Consider the following 16,381-nt stretch of genomic DNA (forward strand, 5'->3'; position numbering starts at 1 on the left):
GGCCGCGGTTCCCGGCCGCGGTTCCGGGACGGCAGACTGCGGGGGTGAACTCCCACTCCGGCTCGTATCCCGTCCTTTATCCCGACCTGGTCGCCGCGGGTGGTCTCGCGTCCGCCCTGGAGGGCGTCGCCGCCGAACTCGGGGCCGAGATCGCCGTGGTGCCCGGCGACTGGGGGCCCCTGATATCGGCCGGCATCGCCGCCCCGCATCCCGGGCGGAGACCGCTGTCCGTGCGGGCCGGGGCCGACCGGCGCCGGTTCGCCGTGGCCGGCTGGAGCGCGGGGATCGAACTGGTCACGGGAGAGACCCCGGACCTCCGCGACGTAGTGCGCGCCGGCGTGGCGTGGGGAGCGGGGAAGGGTCTCGCCGAGCTGACCGCCCTGCTGCCGTTCCTGCACTTCGGCGAACTCGCCGGGGCCCACGAACGCGGACCGGCAGCGGTGGTGGACGTGCAGTGGCGGCGGATACGGGAACAGGCCGCCGCCGAGCCGCAGTTCCCGGAGTTCGGCCTGCTCGTCGAGGCGGCGTACGCGGAGCCGCGGCTGCGGCAGCTGTACCCCTTCTCCAGCCACTGGACGCTCGGCTTCAACGCCCACACCGGCTCGCCCTGCCCTCCCGTGATCGCGGTCAGCCCGGCGCACGACGGGCACCCCTACCGCGTCCGGGATTCCCCCCACGGCGACTGCCTCGGTGAAGCCGCCACGGCAGCGAAGGCCGTAGGCCTGGCCGTGGCCCACCTGCCGGCCGGCACCGGGGCCGCCGTCGCCGGTGCCGCGGAGTGATCCGAGCCGGCTGCCGCGGCGTCGCTCGCGCGAGGTGTGGAAGGACCGGAGCGGAAAGACCTGGCCGCGGCGGAAGCGGGACTCGGCGTCCGGCTGCCCGCGGCCCTGCGCGAGGCGTACCGGCTCTTCGGACGGGCCTCATGGCCCCTGGCCGGACGGCACCGGACCTTGACCGGCTGCGCGAGCTGATCGACGGCGACTGGCCCGACGGATAGCCTCCGGCGGACGGCGCTCCGGCGGACGGCCGCCGACACGCCCGGGCCGGGGCGGCGTCGTTGCGCTCGGGTGCCCGCCGTGACTGACTTGACCGACTTGAATGACTTGATTGATCGACAGGACACACCGGAACACGGACCACGACGGGGAGGCGGACACCATGGGTCTCAAGAGGGCGGTCTACGAGCAGGAGTTGCTGCGGCTGCAGACGGAGCTGGTCAAGCTCCAGGAATGGGTCCGCACGGAGGGCGCCCGACTCGTCGTCGTCTTCGAGGGCCGCGACGCGGCGGGCAAAGGCGGAACGATCAAGCGGGTCGCCGAGCACCTCAACCCCCGTATCGCCCGCATCGCGGCCCTGCCGAAGCCGACGGAGCGCGAACGCGGCCAGTGGTACTTCCAGCGCTACGTGGAACACCTGCCGGCCGCCGGCGAGATCGTGCTCTTCGACCGCAGCTGGTACAACCGCGCCGGAGTGGAGCACGTGATGGGCTTCTGCACCCCCGCGGAGCACCAGCGCTTCCTGCGCCAGTGCCCCATCTTCGAGCGCATGCTGGTGGAGGACGGGATCCTGCTCCGCAAGTACTGGTTCTCCGTCAGCGACGCCGTCCAGGAGGACCGCTTCCGCCGCCGTACCGAGGACCCGCTCCGGCGCTGGAAGATCTCCCCGATGGACCTGGAGTCCCTCACCCGCTGGGAGGCGTACTCCCGGGCCAAGGACGAGATGCTCGTCCACACGGACACGGAGGACTGCCCCTGGTACGTGGTCGAGAGCGACGACAAACGCAGCGCGCGGCTGAACATGATTGCCCACCTGCTGTCCTCGGTCCCCTACGAGGACGTGGCCCTGCCGTCGATCACCCTTCCGCCGCGCCCCGCGTCGACGGGCTACGTGCGCCCGCCCAAGGACCTCCAGCACCCCGTCCCCGACCACGCCGCCACCCTCACCGACTGACGACCCGACCCACCCCCTCCCGGCCGTCCGTCAGCCGGCGCTGCTGTCCGTCTCCGCCGACGGGTCGTGCAGCTCCTCGGCGAGGAGGTCCATCAGCAGGCCGTCGTGCCAGGTGCCGTCGTCGCCGCGTTCGTACTGCCGCATGATGCCGACGGGCCGGAAGCCGACCTTCGTGTAGCAGCGGATGGCGGCGGCGTTGTCGGCGGCCGGGTCGATGACGAGCCGGTGGAAACCGGCCTCGTGGACGAGGTGCCGGGCGAGGGTCGCGACGGCGTCGGTGCCGAGCCCCCGGCCGTGTACCGCAGGGTCCAGGAAGAGGTCGATGCCGGCGTGCCGGTAGTCGGGGTCTTCCTCGGCGTGCCACTGGATCATGCCGATGATCCGGTCCTGCTGGTAGATCGTCAGGCAGTGCGTGCCGGGATCCGCCAGGTCCTCCGCGACATCGGCCACGAGATCGTCGCCGCCGCGCCAGCGGGCCCGTACCTCGGGAGTGGCGCGGATCGCGGCCAGCCCGGGGACGTCGTGGGGTTCGGAGGGCCGGAGTTCGAGGGCGTCGCCGCACAGCACTGTCATGTCCCGCAGCCTACGGTTCCGGGCCCCTCGCCGGGCGTGAGGCCGCCGACCGCGGACAGCCGCACCCTGCGCACCCGAAGCGTGGACGATCTTGGGGGTGAGTGCTTGACGCGGGGGCGGTGGGGCGACAGCCTTGCCCGGAGTTACCGAGAGGTACGGGGCGAAGGGGCGGGTGGGCATGGACCGGGACGACGCGGAGTTGATGTTCCAAGGGGTCGAGCAGCAGGCCGAGTCGGTGCGTACCGGCAAGGTCACCTCCCGCGCCCTCGTCGAGGCCGCGCTACGCCGCATCGCCCGGTTCGACCCCGCTCTCGGAGCCTTCCGCGTCGTCCTCGCCGAGCAGGCGCGCGCGGAGGCCGACGCCCTCGACGCGGAGACGGAGGGGAACCCCCAGCAGGCGCACGGCCCGCTCCACGGCGTGCCCATCGCCGTCAAGGACGAGCTCGACGTCGCCGGGCAGGTCACCACCTTCGGCGGCGCCGCCAACCACACCCCCGTCGCCGCCGATTCCGAAGCCGTGCGCCGGCTGCGCGCCGCCGGAGCCGTCGTCATCGGCAAGACGACGATGCCCGAGTTCGGCCAGTGGCCCTTCACCGAGTCCGACACCCACGGAACCGCCCACAACCCCTGGGACATCACCCGCACCCCCGGCGGCTCCAGCGGCGGCAGCGCCGCCGCGGTCGCGGCCGGACTCGTCGGCGCCGCGCTCGGCGGCGACGGCGGCGGATCCATCCGCATTCCGGCCGCGTGCTGCGGGCTGTTCGGCCTCAAGCCCCAGCGCGGCCGGGTCTCCACCGCCCCGAACGCGCACCTCTGGTACGCCCTCGGCACCGTGGGACCGCTGACCCGCAGCGTCCGCGACGCCGCCCTGCTCTACGACGTCCTCGCCGGCACCACCCCCGCCGACCGCTGGAGTGCCCGCCCCGTCACCACCGGGTGGCTGCGGGCCCTGGAGACCCCGCCCGGCCGACTCCGCATCGGCTATTCGGCCAAGCCCGCCGTACCCGGTGTGCGCCCGCATCCCGAGCATGTCGAGGCCATGCTGGAGACCGTACGGGCGCTGCGCGAACTGGGGCACGACGTACGGGAGGTCAACCCCCGTTACCCGGACGCGACGGCTCCGTTCGCGGCGCAGTTCTGCGGCGGGGTGCGCGCGGAGGCCGCCGCCGTCGAACGCCCCGACCTGCTGGAGGCGCGTACCCGGAGCACGCTCGCGCTCGCCCGCCTGGTCCCCGAATCCGCCGTGGAACGCGGGATCAGGGCGGGGGAGCGGCTGGCGGAGCGCGCCGACCGCATGTTCACGACCATGGACCTGCTGCTGACCCCGGTCGTCGCCGCCCGCCCACGCCCGGTGGGCGCGCTGGACGGCGCCGGTCTGCTGACGGCGCTGGCGCGTTCGCGCCCGATGGTCGCCTACACCGCGCTGTGGAACGTCACCGGTCACCCGGCGGCCTCCGTGCCCGCGGGCCACGGCACGGACGGGCTTCCGCTCGCCGTGCAGCTGGTGGGCCGCCGCGACGACGAGGTGGCGGTGCTGCGGGTGGCGGCGCAGTTGGAGGAGGTCCGGCCGTGGGCCGGGCGCCGCCCGCGGCTCACGACCCCCTGACGGCCGCTGGCCGCCTCTGACGGAGTCCCGGCACGCGGACGCCTCCGCACGGGTACGGGTACCCGTGCGGAGGCGGGGAGCGGAGTCCGTCCGGCCGGTGCTGCTACTTCACCGAGCCGGCCATCACGCCCTGGACGAAGTGCCGTTGGAAGGCGAAGAAGACGACCAGCGGGACCACCAGTGACAGGAACGCCCCGGGTGCGAGTACACCGATGTTGCTGCCGAACTGCCGCATCTGGGACTGCAGCGCGACCGTGAGCGGCTGCGACCCGGTGTCCGCGAAGAGCAGCGCCACGAGCATGTCGTTCCAGACCCAGAGGAACTGGAAGATGGCCAGGCTCGCGATGGCCGGACGGCCGAGCGGCAGCACGAGCCGGGAGAAGATCCGCCACTCGCTGCCGCCGTCCATCCGGGCGGCCTCCAGCATCTCGCGCGGGATCTCGGCGAAGTAGTTGCGCAGCAGGAAGATCGCGAAGGGCAGTCCGTAGGCGACGTGGAAGAGGACCACTCCCGCGATCGTCCCGAACAGGCCCACGGCACCGAACAGTTTGGCCACCGGCAGCAGCCCGATCTGCACGGGTACCACGAGGAGTCCGACGACGACGAGGAAGACGGCGTCCCGGCCGGGGAACTCCAGCCACGCGAAGGCGTATCCGGCGAGCGCCGCGATGACGACCACCAGGACGGTGGTCGGCACGGAGATCAGGACGGTGTTCCAGAAGGCCGCCCCGATGCCGGAATCCCTCAGCAGGGCGCTGTAGTTGTCCAGGGACAGCTGGGAGGGATCGGTGAGGGCGGTCCACCAGCCCTCGGTGGCGTTGTCCTGCTCGGAACGCAGGGAGGACAGGAGCAGGCCCGCCAGCGGTGTGATCCATACGAGGGCGACCAGGATCAGGACGCCCTGGACGACGGAGCTGCCCAGGAGCCGGGAGATCCGGCCCCCACGGCGGCGCCCGGGCGCGGATCCGGGCGGCGTCGCGGACAACCGCGTGGACGTTCGTACGGACGGCTGCCGGGATGCCTGCGCGGTCGGTTGCCCGGACCGGCTGACGGGCCCGAGCGCCGTCGTCCGCCCGGACGGGCCGCGCCGCTCGACGGTGCTGTGGCCGCTCATGCTCCACTCCTTCGGAAACGCCGGACATTGAAGATCATCGCGGGGACGACGAGGAGCAGGAGCACCATGCTGAGCGCGCTGCCCAGCCCCTGGTCGTTGCCACCGCCGAAGGAGACCAGCCACATGCGGGTGGCCAGGACGTTCGCCTCCTCCTGGACCGGTCCGGGGGCGATGATCCAGACGAGGTCGAAGACCTTCATCACGTTGATGACCAGGGTCACGAAGACCACGGTGAGTACCGGTGCGAGCAGCGGCACCGTGATCTTGCGGAAGATCTGGCCCTCGGTGGCGCCGTCCATGCGTGCGGCCTCCAACGCGTCGCGCGGGATGGCCGCGAGGCCGGCGCCGATCAGGACCATCGAGAAGCCGGTCCAGACCCACAGGTAGGCGCCGATGATGGCGGGTGTGACCAGCGCGGGGCCGAGCCAGTTCACGCCCTGGTACGGGGCTTCGAAGTTGGCGGCGGGCAGCCGGACGGTGTAGTCGCCGTCGGCCAGGCCGGCGAATCGGAAGGACCCGTCGTCGGCCGTGGTGGCGGTCGCGGCGACGCGGCCGTCCCGCACGGCCTCGACCGTCATGCCGGGCAGCCCCTTCTCGCCGGGGTCGACCCGGCCTGGTGTGCCGGTGCCGCCGGGGGCGAAGTCGAGGTAGACGACACCCCCGATCGAGTCCGCGGCGCCTGCGGTGCCCGCGGCGGGCGAGGCCCCCGCCGCGTCGGCCGGGCCGGCCGCGGCCTTCGCGCCGGCCGGCAGGGCGTCGGGAGCGACTCCGATGAACCCGAGGCCGATCGAGCCCCCGGGCCGTACGGTCGACGTGGTGGTGTACGGGCCGCCCGCCCCGCCCGTCAGACCGTGGCCCTCCCGGGCCCGGGCCGTCGGATACGCGGCGGCGTCGTCGAAGCCGTCGTGGACGGCGACGGCGGCGGCGTTGAGCACGCCCCGGTCCGGGTCCTGTTCGTAGGCGAGCCGGAAGATGATGCCCGCGGCGAGGAACGACACGGCCATCGGCAGGAAGAGGACCAGCTTGAACGCGGTGGCCCAGCGCACCTTCTCGGTGAGTACGGCGAGCAGCAGCCCCAGTCCGGTGAGCAGGGTGGGGGCGACGACGACCCAGATGGCGCTGTTGCGGATGGCCTTGAGGGTGGCCGGGTCCTGCACGATCGCCGCGTAGTTCGCGGCGCCGACGAACCGGTCGCCGCTGGCGTCGAAGAGGCTGCGGCCGAAGGAGAAGAGGACGGGGTAGACGACCAGCGCGCCGAGCAGCAGCAGGGCCGGCAGGACGAAGACGACCGCGAGGCGGCGCTTCCGGCGCTGGGCCCGGCGCTTGCCGTCGGCCGCGGAGCCGACGGTCGGGGGGCGGACGGTCACGGTGTCAGCCATGGCGGTCGCCTCAGTTCCCGTAGGCCTTGGCGGCCTCGGCCTCGAGCTTCGCGGCGGTGCCCTGCGGGTCGGACGGGTCGCGCAGGAAGTCCTGGAGGAGCTTCCACTCGCCCGCGCCCTTGGTGCCGCCGAACGCGGCCGGTGCCTGGTCCGACATGTCGAAGCGGATCGAGTTGCCCGCGGCGATCAGCGAGTCGGCGGTGCTGCGGGTGGTGTCGTCGCTGTACGAGGCGAAGTCGACCTCGTTGTTCGGGGACAGGAAGCCGCCCGCGCCGGCCCAGACCTCGGCCGCCTCGGCACTCGCCAGGAACTCGACCAGCTTCAGGCCGGCCTTGCCGTTCTTGCCGTCCTTCAGGACGACCGCCGCGTCACCGCCGCTGACCACCGGCGGCCGGCCGCCGTCGACCGACGGGAAGGGGAAGAACTTGGCGTCCTGTCCGAGCTTCTTGCCGAACTGGCCCTTGGCGACGCCGCCGACGAAGTCGCCCTCGTAGACCATGCCCGCCTTGGGTTCCGGGCCGAAGACCTGCGCGACCGAGGTGGGGAAGTCGGTTCCGAGTGCTGCCTGGGCGCCGCCGGCGACGAGCTGCTTGTCCTTGAACAGTTCCCCGAGGGTGGTCAGGGCCCGCACGACGCTCTCGTCGGTCCACTTCAGCTTGTGCTGGGCGAGCTGGTCGTACTTCTCCGGTCCGGCCTGGGAGAGGTAGATGTTCTCGAACCAGTCGGTGAGGGTCCAGCCGTCCTCGCCGGCTATGGCGAAGGCCGGGCGGCCGGAGTCCGCGAGGGTGCGGCCGGTCTTCAGCATGTCGCTGTAGCTCTTGGGCTCGCCGACGCCGGCCTGGGCGAAGGCCTCCGGGGCGTACCAGACGGTCGACTTGTGGGCGGCCTTGAAGTAGAGGCCGTAGTACGTGCCGTCGACCGTGCCGTAGTTCTTCCACACCGGGGCGAGGGTGGATCCGGCGGTCTGGGCGGTCTGCTCGGACAGCGGCTGGAGCCAGCCCTCCTTCGCGAACTGCTGGAGCACGCCGACCTGCGGCACCATCACCACGTCGGGTGCGTTGCCGCCTTCGATCTTGCTTCCGACGAAGGTGGAGACGTTGTCGCCGGAGGGCACGAAGACGGTCTTGGCGCCGGTCTTCTGGGTGAAGGCGTCGAGGACCTTCTTGAAGCTCTGCTGCTCGGCGCCGGTCCAGACGCCCGCCACGGTGACGGTCTGGCCGGCGAGTTCACCGCTGCCCGCGGGTCCGGTGGCGCCACCGCAGGCGGTGGCGGCGAGGGCGAGGGCGAGGGCGGCCGTCGCGGTGGCGGCACTGCGGCGGGACGTCTTGCTGGGTCGTCGCATGAGGAGTCCTTTCGGGGAAGTCCGGGGCCGGGGCAGGGCCTGCCCGGGACCACGGGCTGAGGAAGGAGCGGGCTGCGGGGGGTGCAGGCTGCGGGGCTGCACGTGCGGGGCCGGGGGCCGGCCGGCGGTTACGGCTGCGGGGCCGCCGGGCCGGGAGCCGGGTACTCGCCCGCCCACCAGGCCGCGGTCGCCGCGGGGAGGATTCCGTCGGGGCAGGGGCCGCTGGCGAGCAGCGGGGTACCGGGGACCGGTGCGGGCACCGGCTCCGTGCCGAAGTTCACCGCGCAGATCAGGCCGTCACCGCGGGCGATGGCCAGGACCTGCGCGGGCGCGTCCAGCCAGCGCAGGGTGCCGTCGCCGAGCTGCGGCAGGGTGCGCCGCAGCTGGAGGCCGTCGCGGTAGAGGTGCCAGAAGGAGCGGGTGTCGGCCAGGGCCCGGTCGGTGGAGTGTTCGGCGAACCACTCGGGCTGCGGGAGCCAGGGCTTGACGCCGGCGGTCTCCTGGCTGAAGCCGAAGGGGGAGGCGTGTCCGGACCAGGGCAGGGGCACGCGGCAGCCGTCCCGTACGTGCTTGCGGCTGCCGGTACGGCGGAAGATCGGGTCGGTGAGGACCTCGTCGGGCAGATCGAGGACCTCGGGCAGGCCGAGCTCCTCGCCCTGGTACACGTACGCGGCCCCGGGCAGGGCGAGCATCAGCAGGGCCGCGGCGCGGGCGCGGGCCGCTCCCAGTCCGCTGCCCTCCACCCCCGGCTCGCCCGCGTAGCGGGTGACCGTGCGGACCTGGTCGTGGTTGTTGAGGACCCAGGTGACGGTGGAGCCGGTGCCGGCGATGTCGCGTATCGCCTCGGTGATCGTCGCGCGGAAGGCCTCGGCGTCCCAGGGTGCGCTGAGCAGGTCGAAGAAGAACGCCTGGTGCAGTTCGTCGGGGCGGACGTACTCGGCGTGCTCGCGCGCGGTGGGCACGGACACCTCGCCCACCAGCAGCCGCTCGTGGCCGTCCCGGGCGGTGTACTCCTCGCAGACCGAGCGCCAGCGGCGCCATACGCCGTGCACCTCGGGCTGGTTCCAGGCCAGCTGGTTGACGGCGTCGCGGGCCCGCTCGTCGGCGCCCGGGTCGTCGGAGTCGGGCAGCTCGGGGTGCTTGAACAGGCCTGCGGCGACATCGATGCGGAAACCGTCGACACCCCGGTCCAGCCAGAAGCGCAGCACCCGCTCGAACTCGTCGCCCACGGCGGGGTCGCGCCAGTTCAGGTCGGGCTGCTCGGGCGTGAAGAGGTGCAGGTACCAGTCGCCGGGGGTGCCGTCGGCCGCGGTGGTCCGGCTCCAGGCCGGGCCGCCGAACATGGCGTGCCAGTTGTTGGGCGGCTCCGCGCCGTCCGGGCCGCGGCCCGGCGCGAAGTGGAAGCGGGAGCGTGGTGCGCTGCCCGGCTCCGCCGCGAGCGCCTCGCGGAACCACGGGTGCTCGCTGGAGCAGTGGTTCGGAACGATGTCGAGCAGCAGCTTCAGACCGAGCCGGTGGGCGTCGGACACGAGGCGGTCGAACTCCGCGAGGTCGCCGTAGACCGGGTCGACGCCGCAGTAGTCGGCGACGTCGTAGCCGTGGTCGTGCTGCGGCGACGGGTAGAAGGGGCTGAGCCAGATGCCGTCCACGCCGAGCTTGCGCAGGTAGGGAAGTCCGGCGCGGACGCCGGCGAGGTCGCCGACCCCGTCCCCGGTGCTGTCGAGGAAGCTGCGGACGTAGACCTGGTAGATCACCGCGTCGCGCCACCAGGGGGCGGAGGGGGCGGCGCTGCGGGAGGGGCGACCGGTACCGGCCGGAAGGGTGCTGAGCATCTCGCGTCGACCTGTCTGCTGAATGCGAGAGCGCCCTGGATCAGGTGCGCTGTTATGCATGCATGTTAAGTAGCAGCGACTGGAAGGTGTCAACGATGTGTCCAGAATCAGGCGAAAGCTGGGGTGTTTTGTCCCTGAATGCACACGTGCATGACTGAGGGCTCCTACTTAACATGTAAGTAGGAGCCCTCAGGGGAGGTGGAGAAGTGCGATCAGTCCGTGCGGGAAATGGCCCCGAGCTCGCGCGCCAGCCGCGCCACCGCTTCCTCGGGCGTCTGCCGCGACGCCATCAGGTCCTGCCCCACGGCCTGCACGGCGAGGCTCACCTGGTCGTAGCGCGGGCTCTTGGGGCGCGGCACCGCCGACAGCACGCTCTCGCGCAGGGTCGGCAGGTACGGATACGCGCGGACCAGCTCGGGATCCTCGTACAGCGCGGCGCGCACCGGTGGCAGCGAGCCCTCGGTCAGCACCCGCCGCTGCACCCGCTCGCTGGTGAGGTAGGAGATCAGATCGGCCGCCGATGCCGGATGGCGTGCGTGACTGCTGACGGCGAGGTTGGAGCCGCCCAGCACGCTCGTGCCGGGCCCGTCGGCCCCGGGCAGCGGCACCGCGCCGAACCGGCCCGCGACCTTCGATCCCGCCGCGCTCGCGTCCGCGTACACATACGGCCAGTTCCGCAGGAAGAGCAGCCGGCCGTCCTGGAACGCCTTCCTGGACTCCTCCTCCTTGTAGCCGAGCGCCTCGCGGGAGATCCAGCCGTCCCGCACCCCGTCCGCGAGGAACCGCAGCCCGGTGCGCGCCGCGTCGGAGTCCACGGTGACGCGGGCGCCGTCGTCGCGCAGGATCGAACCGCCCGCCGAATGCACGGCCTCGGTGACGTTGACCGTCAGCCCCTCGTACGGGAGGAACTGGCCGGCATAGCCGTCCAGGCCGTGCCTCGGGGCGATCGTGCGCGCCTGACGGACCAGTTCGGACCAGGTCCGCGGCGGCTGCTCGCCCTCCAGCTCCAGGATGTCCTTGCGGTAGTACAGCAGGCCGGCGTTGGTGACGTACGGCACCGCGTACAGCTGTCCGTCGAAGGTCGCGGTGTCCACGACCGGCCGCAGGAAGGCGTCCAGCGGGAAGCGGCTGCGTTCGAGCGGGGAGATCCATCCGGCGGCCGCGAACTCGGACGTCCAGGCGACATCGATGTTCAGCACGTCGAACCGGTCACGGCCTGATCGCAGTTCGCTGATCATCTGGGCCCGGGTCTCGTCGGCCGAGTCGGGCAGCTCGACGAGCGTGACGCGCTCGTCGGGACGGCTCTCGTTCCAGTCGTCGAGGAGCGGACCGAGGTAGTCGGTCAGATCGCCCGCCGTCACGAGCGTCAGGGGGCCGCGGGCGTCAAAAGTGGCGCCCGCGTCGGGGCGGACACCGAGACCGGCGTACCCCGTCAGCACCACCGCCACCACCAGGAGAGCTCTACCCGCGGCACGCATCCACCGCATAGATTCCTCCCAGTGCACGATCCGGCTGCATCGCCGACCACCGTGGCCTATATATACCCGTTAGGCATGGGCGATACTAGACGTCCAGGCAGACGGGACGAACGGCGGCGACATCCGTCCCGATGCCAGTGAACGGTTGACTACACAGCGGGAGGGAGGGGGAGCGAGTGCGGCTGGCGCTCCTTGCGCTCCTCACCCGTAGCCCTGCGCACGGTTACGAGCTCAAGCAGGACCTTGAGAAGCTCCTGGGCGCCGCGTACCCTCAGCCCAACGTGGGTCAGATCTACGTCACCCTCGGCCGGCTGGAGAAGAGCGGTCTGATCGAGGGCGAGGACGTCGAACAGTCGGGCCGGCCCAACAAACGCACGTACAAGCTGACGGACGCAGGGCGCGAAGCCGTACTGGCGTGGTTCGAGGACACCGCCGAGGAACCCCGGGTACGGGACGAGTTCTTCATGAAACTGGCGCTCGCACCGCAGTCGGGACTGGCCGATCCGATAGCTCTGATCAACAAGCAGCGGCGCCAGTACCTCAACACCATGCGGGACCTGTCGAAGCTGGCCGCGGCCGAGGACCGCGACAACAAGATCTCCCAACTGCTGATCGAGGGCGCCATGCTGCACCTGCAGGCCGACCTCGACTGGCTGGAACGCTGTCAGGAGGAGCTGGAATGAGCGACGACGCCACCGCCGCTCCAGCCGTGCCCACCGCCCGCCCCGCCACGCCGATCGTCCGCGCCGAGGGACTGACCAAGACCCACCACGGCGAGGGCGCACCGGTGCCCGCCGTCCGCGGTGTGGACCTCTCCGTCCAGCCCGGCGAGTTCGTCGCGGTCACCGGCCCGTCCGGAGCCGGCAAGTCCACGCTGCTGCACCTCATCGGCGGCCTCCAGCGGCCCGACGGCGGCAAGCTGTGGATCGACGGCGAGCGGGTCGACGCATACCGGGAGGCCCGCTGGGCCGTCCTGCGCCGCCGCAGCATCGGCGTCGTCTTCCAGTTCTTCAACCTCGTCTCCAACCTCACCGTCGCCGACAACGTCGAACTGCCCGCCCTGCTCGCCGGCGTCTCCCCGAAGGCCGCCCGCGACTCCCGCGCGGAACTGCTCGCCGAACTCGGCCTCGAAGGCCGCGAACGGGCCATGCCCGGAGAACTGTCCGGCGGCGAACAGCAGCGCGTCGCGCTCGCCCGTGCCCTGGTCAACCACCCCGCGCTGCTGCTCGCCGACGAACCGGCCGGCAGCCTCGACAGCAAGGGCACCCGTGAGGTGCTGCGGCTGCTCACCCGGTTCCACCAGCGCGGCCAGACGATCATGATGGTCACCCACGACGCCCGGATGGCCAGCGCCGCCGACCGCGTCATCAGCTTCTTCGACGGCCGGATAGCCGACGACGCGCAGCTCGGCGGCGGGCGCCGCCCCGGGCCGTCCGGCGGCGTCTCCGGCGTGCTCGAACTCAAGGAGTGACCGTGCGGGCCACCCTGCGCTGGGCGCAGGCCGACTTCCGCGCACACCGCGGCGAAGCCCTCTTCGTCGTCCTGGCCAGCGCCGGGGTCATCGCCTCGCTGCTGCTGGCCGGCGCGCTGTTCGGCTACGCCGCGAACCCCTGGCAGCGGGTCTTCAACCAGTCCCACGGCGCACACATCTGGCTGCACACCCGTGCCGGTGCGGACACGGGCGCCCTGTCGGGCGTGGACGGGGTCGCGGACCTGTCGGGGCCCTACCGCACGGCGGCCACCACGGTCGAGTCCCGCGGGGCCCGGGCCGGGGTGACCCTCCGCGCGGCCCCGGAGGAGCCCCCGCGCACCGGACGGCCGGTCGTCGCCGCCGGCAGCTGGCTCGGCGCGCCCGGCGACGCAGCGACCGGCGACCACGCCGGCGGTTCCGGCTCCGGCGCGGGTTCCGTCGTACTGGAGACCTCGGTCGCCCGGGCCCTGTGGGCGGAGCCGGGCGACACCGTACGCGTCACCGGACCGGACGGCGCCCCGCACCTGCTGCGGGTCAGCGGGACGGCCGACGTGGCCGAGCCCCGCTACCAGCCGGGCGGCGCGGCGGGCATCGGCTGGGTGCTCCCCGCCACGCTCGACGAGATCGCCCGGGGCGACACCGGCCAGAGCGTGGGCCTGCGCCTGGAGGACCCCGACGACACGGACTTCATCGTCCAGCGCGCGGTCACCGTACTGGGCGCCGACCGGGTCGCCGAGGTCACCAAATGGCAGCAGGCGCGCGCCGACGCGGGCGGCGACGACCGGCTGCTGGGCGCGATGTTCGGCGTGTTCGGCCTCGGTGCGCTGCTTGCCGCCGCGCTGGCCGCGTCGGGAGCGATCGGCGCCCGCGTACGGGGCCAGCTGCGGGACATCGCCGTCCTCAAGGCGATCGGCTTCACCCCCGGCCAGGTCACCCGCGGCTTCCTCCTCCAGCACCTGGCCTTCGCGCTCCTCGGTGTCGCCCTCGGCACCACGGTGATCGCCCTGCTCGGCGCCCGGATACCCGGGCGGATCGGGGAGGCCGCCGCCGTGTGGCAGGACCTGCCCGGCCACACGGCGATGATGATCGGCATACCCGTCGGCGCGGTGCTGCTGATCGCGGCCTCCACCGGGCTCTCGGCCTGGCGGGCCGGACGGGTGCCGCCGGTGCCGGTGGCCCGCGCGGCGCTGCCCTCCGCCGCACCGATGACCGCGCTCGGCAAGCGGGCGCTGGGCGTCCGCGTGCCCCCCGCCCTCGTCCTCGGGTGGCGCGCGGCGTTCCCCCGACGTGGCCGGACGCTCGTACCGGTGGCCCGGCTCGCGCTGCCGCTGGTGCTCATCACGGTCGCCCTCGTCACCTGGTCGACGCTCGACCAGTTCCGTAGCCGCCCCGCACAGATGGGGCTGGCCGCGGCACTGACCGTACGGGCCGAGCAGCCCGCCGGACCGTCGGACGCTGAGCTGGAGCGGACCCTCGCGGCGGCCCCGGACGTCGCCGCCGTCCATCCGGGCGCCGAGATGGCCGCGCTCGTCCCCGGACAGACCGGGACCATCACACTGCGCGGGCTCGGTACGGCCCGGCAGCCCTATCCCTCCGCGGTGGTGGAAGGACGCGCGGTCGCCGGACCCGACGAGGCGGTGGCCGGCCAGGGACTGCTGGACCTCCTCGGCGTACGGGTCGGCGACTGGGTGCGGATGACGGTCGGTGGACGGCCGCAGATCCTGCACCTCGTCGGCCGCACCATCGAGCCCGAGTCCGGCGGCCGGGTGATCACCACCACCCTCGACGCCCTGCGCGAGCGCGACCCGCGGCTGCGGCCCGCCTACCACGCCCTGGAGCTGCGCGACGGAGCGGACCCGCGGGCCGTCAGCGGAGCCCTCGCCACGGCGGCCGGCGGCACCCTGGAGATCCGCGAGACGCCCAACCCGGCCGACCGGCTGGAACCGGCCCGCGGGGTGATCGGCGCCCTGATCGCCGTACTGGCCCTCATCGGGCTGATCGAACTGCTGACCCTGATCGGCACGGGCGTACGCGACCGGGGCCGCGACCTGCTCGCCCTGAAGGCGATCGGGCTCACGCCCCGCCAGATCGGGGCGATGATCGTGACGGCCGCGGGCCTGACCGCCCTCGCGGCGGCGCTGGCGGGGACGGCGGTCGGCGTTCTGACCGGCACCTGGCTGGTGGACACCCAGGGCGCGTCGAGCGGGATCGGCGCGGGGATCGCCCAGCTGCCGCCGCTGCCGGTACTGCTGACCGTGATCGTCGGCGCGGTACTTGGCGCGGTCGCGGCGGCGGCGCTCCCGGCGACCCGGGCGGCCCGGCGCCGCCTGGCGGACTCACTCAGCGAAACCCTCTGACTCCCGGCCAGCCGCCTGCGGGCGGGAGGGGGAGGGATGCCGGTGGTAGGCCTTGTTGGCGATGCGCCAGCCGCCGTCGGCACGGACCAGCAGGAAGAGGTCGGTGAACGTGTCCGCGCCGTGCGAGAGCGTCATGGTCGCGGTCGCCACGGTGCCGTGGACATCGACGGTGTCGATGCGGCGGGACCGGACCGGTTCGTCAGGGGCAGGCCGGCCCGGGAAGAGGGCGCAGTAGGCGTCCAGCGGCCATGAGACGAAGGCGCCGTCCCGGATCCCCTCGACGTGGGCGGTGGGCAGGAACGCGTCCCGGAAGTGGGCGGGGTCGCCGGTGGCGTGGCCGCGGACGTAAGCGCGCAGCGGTTCGAGGACGGCGTCGTGCTCCGCGTCGTGCACGGCGGGCACCGTGGCGGCAGCGGCGATGTCGGACTCGGGGCCCGCAGGGGTGCCGGCCAGCTCGGCCGCGCTGCGCAGTGGGGCGCCGGACGCGCCGGCCAGCAGAGCCATGTCCTTGGCCAGCGCACCGACGGTGAACTCGGCCGTGGACGTGGCCGGGGCCGTGGCCTTGCCATGTTCCGTGGCCGGTTCGAAGGTCAGGAAGGGACGTTTGCGGGCGACGAGCCTGCCGAGCTGGCCGAGTTCGAGGACGTCCAGCGCCTGTGCGCGGGGCAGGCCGAGGGCGTCGGACTGCCGCAGTGCGTCGCGCAGCGCGAGGACGGCGCCGGCGAGGCTGCTGTTGGCGATCAGCTTGAGCGAAGCGGCGGTGGCGGCGTCGCCGTCGACGCGCCGCACGGTGCCCAGCGCTTCCAGGACGGGTCGGGCACGGTCGAGCGTGTCCCGGTCCGCAGCGGCCAGGATCTGGAGGGTGCCGGTGGTGGCCGCGGGCACGGAGCCGAGCACGGGCGCGTGGACGTAGGACGGGCCGAACTGCCGGGCCAGCTCGGCTGCTTCGGCGGGAGCGATGGTGCTGGTGTTCAGCACGGTCGTGTCGGTGCGCAGTGAGCCGCGGACGTCTTCGAGCACCTGGCGGCAGGCCGGACCGTCGAACAGGGCCAGGAGTACGAAATCGGCTTTCGCGACTGCCTCCTGCGGATCGGCGGCCGTGCGGGCGGCGCCCGACGCAGGCCGCCCGGAGCGTGTCCAGCCGACGACGTCCCGGCCCTCGGCAGCCAGTCGTGTCGCGATCGCGTCGCCCATGCGTCCCAGGCCGAGCACGGCGATGGTGTGCGGTGAGTTCATGAACGCCACACTCGGGCACGACAAGCAATGCGACAAGCGAAGA

Annotated in this window: 13 protein-coding genes; 6 read left to right on the top strand and 7 right to left on the bottom strand. The window is 73.0% G+C overall.

The window, feature by feature from the left end; all coding sequences use genetic code 11:
- Positions 1-44 precede the first annotated feature (44 nt).
- Together AAT21_RS13480 and ppk2 are read left to right on the top strand one after the other, a co-directional pair.
- A complete protein-coding gene (locus AAT21_RS13480) occupies positions 45-782 on the top strand; it encodes a DUF6193 family natural product biosynthesis protein (protein ID WP_046776819.1) in 738 nt (245 codons plus the stop codon).
- Between the two features lie 376 nt (positions 783-1,158).
- Positions 1,159-1,950 carry a polyphosphate kinase 2 gene (ppk2, locus tag AAT21_RS13485; RefSeq protein WP_046777367.1) on the top strand — a complete coding sequence of 264 codons (792 nt, stop codon included), beginning with the start codon at positions 1,159-1,161 and terminating at the stop codon, positions 1,948-1,950.
- A 30-nt stretch (positions 1,951-1,980) separates the two neighbouring features.
- Here the strand turns inward: ppk2 and AAT21_RS13490 are convergent, their stop codons facing one another.
- Positions 1,981-2,523, bottom strand: coding sequence for a GNAT family N-acetyltransferase (locus tag AAT21_RS13490; protein WP_046776820.1), 543 nt, complete (start codon positions 2,521-2,523; stop codon positions 1,981-1,983).
- 178 nt (positions 2,524-2,701) lie between these two features.
- On the opposite strand from AAT21_RS13490, the gene AAT21_RS13495 reads away from it, so the two are divergent.
- Positions 2,702-4,129, top strand: a complete 1,428-nt coding sequence (locus AAT21_RS13495) for an amidase (RefSeq protein WP_046777368.1) — start codon at positions 2,702-2,704, stop codon at positions 4,127-4,129.
- Positions 4,130-4,232: 103 nt separating this feature from the next.
- Here AAT21_RS13495 and AAT21_RS13500 read toward each other — a convergent pair whose 3' ends face one another.
- The 5 genes from AAT21_RS13500 to AAT21_RS13520 form a co-directional block, all read right to left on the bottom strand.
- Positions 4,233-5,243 (bottom strand): carbohydrate ABC transporter permease, encoded by a 1,011-nt coding sequence (locus tag AAT21_RS13500; RefSeq protein WP_079025606.1) that lies wholly within the window; start codon positions 5,241-5,243, stop codon positions 4,233-4,235.
- Positions 5,240-6,622, bottom strand: a complete 1,383-nt coding sequence (locus AAT21_RS13505) for an ABC transporter permease (protein ID WP_046776821.1) — start codon at positions 6,620-6,622, stop codon at positions 5,240-5,242. Before AAT21_RS13505 ends, AAT21_RS13500 begins: the two co-directional genes overlap by 4 nt.
- A gap of 10 nt (positions 6,623-6,632) precedes the next feature.
- On the bottom strand, positions 6,633-7,964 hold the full coding sequence (locus AAT21_RS13510) for an ABC transporter substrate-binding protein (protein WP_046776822.1): 1,332 nt from the start codon (positions 7,962-7,964) through the stop codon (positions 6,633-6,635).
- Positions 7,965-8,092: 128 nt separating this feature from the next.
- A complete protein-coding gene (locus AAT21_RS13515) occupies positions 8,093-9,796 on the bottom strand; it encodes a glycoside hydrolase family 13 protein (RefSeq protein ID WP_046776823.1) in 1,704 nt (567 codons plus the stop codon).
- 212 nt (positions 9,797-10,008) lie between these two features.
- Entirely contained in the window at positions 10,009-11,283 is a 1,275-nt protein-coding gene (locus AAT21_RS13520; protein ID WP_046776824.1) for an ABC transporter substrate-binding protein, read from the bottom strand.
- Between the two features lie 167 nt (positions 11,284-11,450).
- Here AAT21_RS13520 and AAT21_RS13525 point away from each other — a divergent pair, with 167 nt between their 5' ends.
- The 3 genes from AAT21_RS13525 to AAT21_RS13535 are packed head-to-tail and all read left to right on the top strand — an operon-like array spanning position 11,451 to position 15,102.
- Positions 11,451-11,957: a PadR family transcriptional regulator gene (locus tag AAT21_RS13525; protein WP_030660918.1), complete on the top strand. Its 507-nt coding sequence runs from the start codon at positions 11,451-11,453 to the stop codon at positions 11,955-11,957.
- Positions 11,954-12,745, top strand: a complete 792-nt coding sequence (locus AAT21_RS13530; protein WP_046776825.1) for an ABC transporter ATP-binding protein — start codon at positions 11,954-11,956, stop codon at positions 12,743-12,745. Before AAT21_RS13525 ends, AAT21_RS13530 begins: the two co-directional genes overlap by 4 nt.
- 2 nt (positions 12,746-12,747) lie before the next feature.
- Positions 12,748-15,102: an ABC transporter permease gene (locus AAT21_RS13535; RefSeq protein WP_046776826.1), complete on the top strand. Its 2,355-nt coding sequence runs from the start codon at positions 12,748-12,750 to the stop codon at positions 15,100-15,102.
- On the opposite strand, the gene AAT21_RS13540 is transcribed toward AAT21_RS13535, so the two are convergent.
- Complete coding sequence (locus AAT21_RS13540; protein WP_046776827.1) at positions 15,082-16,338, bottom strand: nuclear transport factor 2 family protein; 1,257 nt, start codon at positions 16,336-16,338, stop codon at positions 15,082-15,084. The two genes, AAT21_RS13535 and AAT21_RS13540, sit on opposite strands and share 21 nt — an antisense overlap.
- Positions 16,339-16,381: the final 43 nt, after the last annotated feature.

It is taken from the genome of Streptomyces yangpuensis (assembly GCF_001005295.1).
In the GTDB taxonomy this organism is placed as follows: Bacteria; Actinomycetota; Actinomycetes; order Streptomycetales; family Streptomycetaceae; genus Streptomyces; species Streptomyces yangpuensis.

What these genes read in the sequence shown, in the direction of transcription:
- ppk2 (WP_046777367.1), top strand. Translation starts at nt 1,159, where the DNA reads ATGGGTCTCAAGAGGGCGGTCTACGAGCAGGAGTTGCTGCGGCTGCAG.
- AAT21_RS13490 (WP_046776820.1), bottom strand. Translation starts at nt 2,523, where the DNA reads ATGACAGTGCTGTGCGGCGACGCCCTCGAACTCCGGCCCTCCGAACCC.
- AAT21_RS13495 (WP_046777368.1), top strand. Translation starts at nt 2,702, where the DNA reads ATGGACCGGGACGACGCGGAGTTGATGTTCCAAGGGGTCGAGCAGCAG.
- AAT21_RS13500 (WP_079025606.1), bottom strand. Translation starts at nt 5,243, where the DNA reads ATGAGCGGCCACAGCACCGTCGAGCGGCGCGGCCCGTCCGGGCGGACG.
- AAT21_RS13505 (WP_046776821.1), bottom strand. Translation starts at nt 6,622, where the DNA reads ATGGCTGACACCGTGACCGTCCGCCCCCCGACCGTCGGCTCCGCGGCC.
- AAT21_RS13510 (WP_046776822.1), bottom strand. Translation starts at nt 7,964, where the DNA reads ATGCGACGACCCAGCAAGACGTCCCGCCGCAGTGCCGCCACCGCGACG.
- AAT21_RS13515 (WP_046776823.1), bottom strand. Translation starts at nt 9,796, where the DNA reads ATGCTCAGCACCCTTCCGGCCGGTACCGGTCGCCCCTCCCGCAGCGCC.
- AAT21_RS13520 (WP_046776824.1), bottom strand. Translation starts at nt 11,283, where the DNA reads ATGCGGTGGATGCGTGCCGCGGGTAGAGCTCTCCTGGTGGTGGCGGTG.
- AAT21_RS13530 (WP_046776825.1), top strand. Translation starts at nt 11,954, where the DNA reads ATGAGCGACGACGCCACCGCCGCTCCAGCCGTGCCCACCGCCCGCCCC.
- AAT21_RS13540 (WP_046776827.1), bottom strand. Translation starts at nt 16,338, where the DNA reads ATGAACTCACCGCACACCATCGCCGTGCTCGGCCTGGGACGCATGGGC.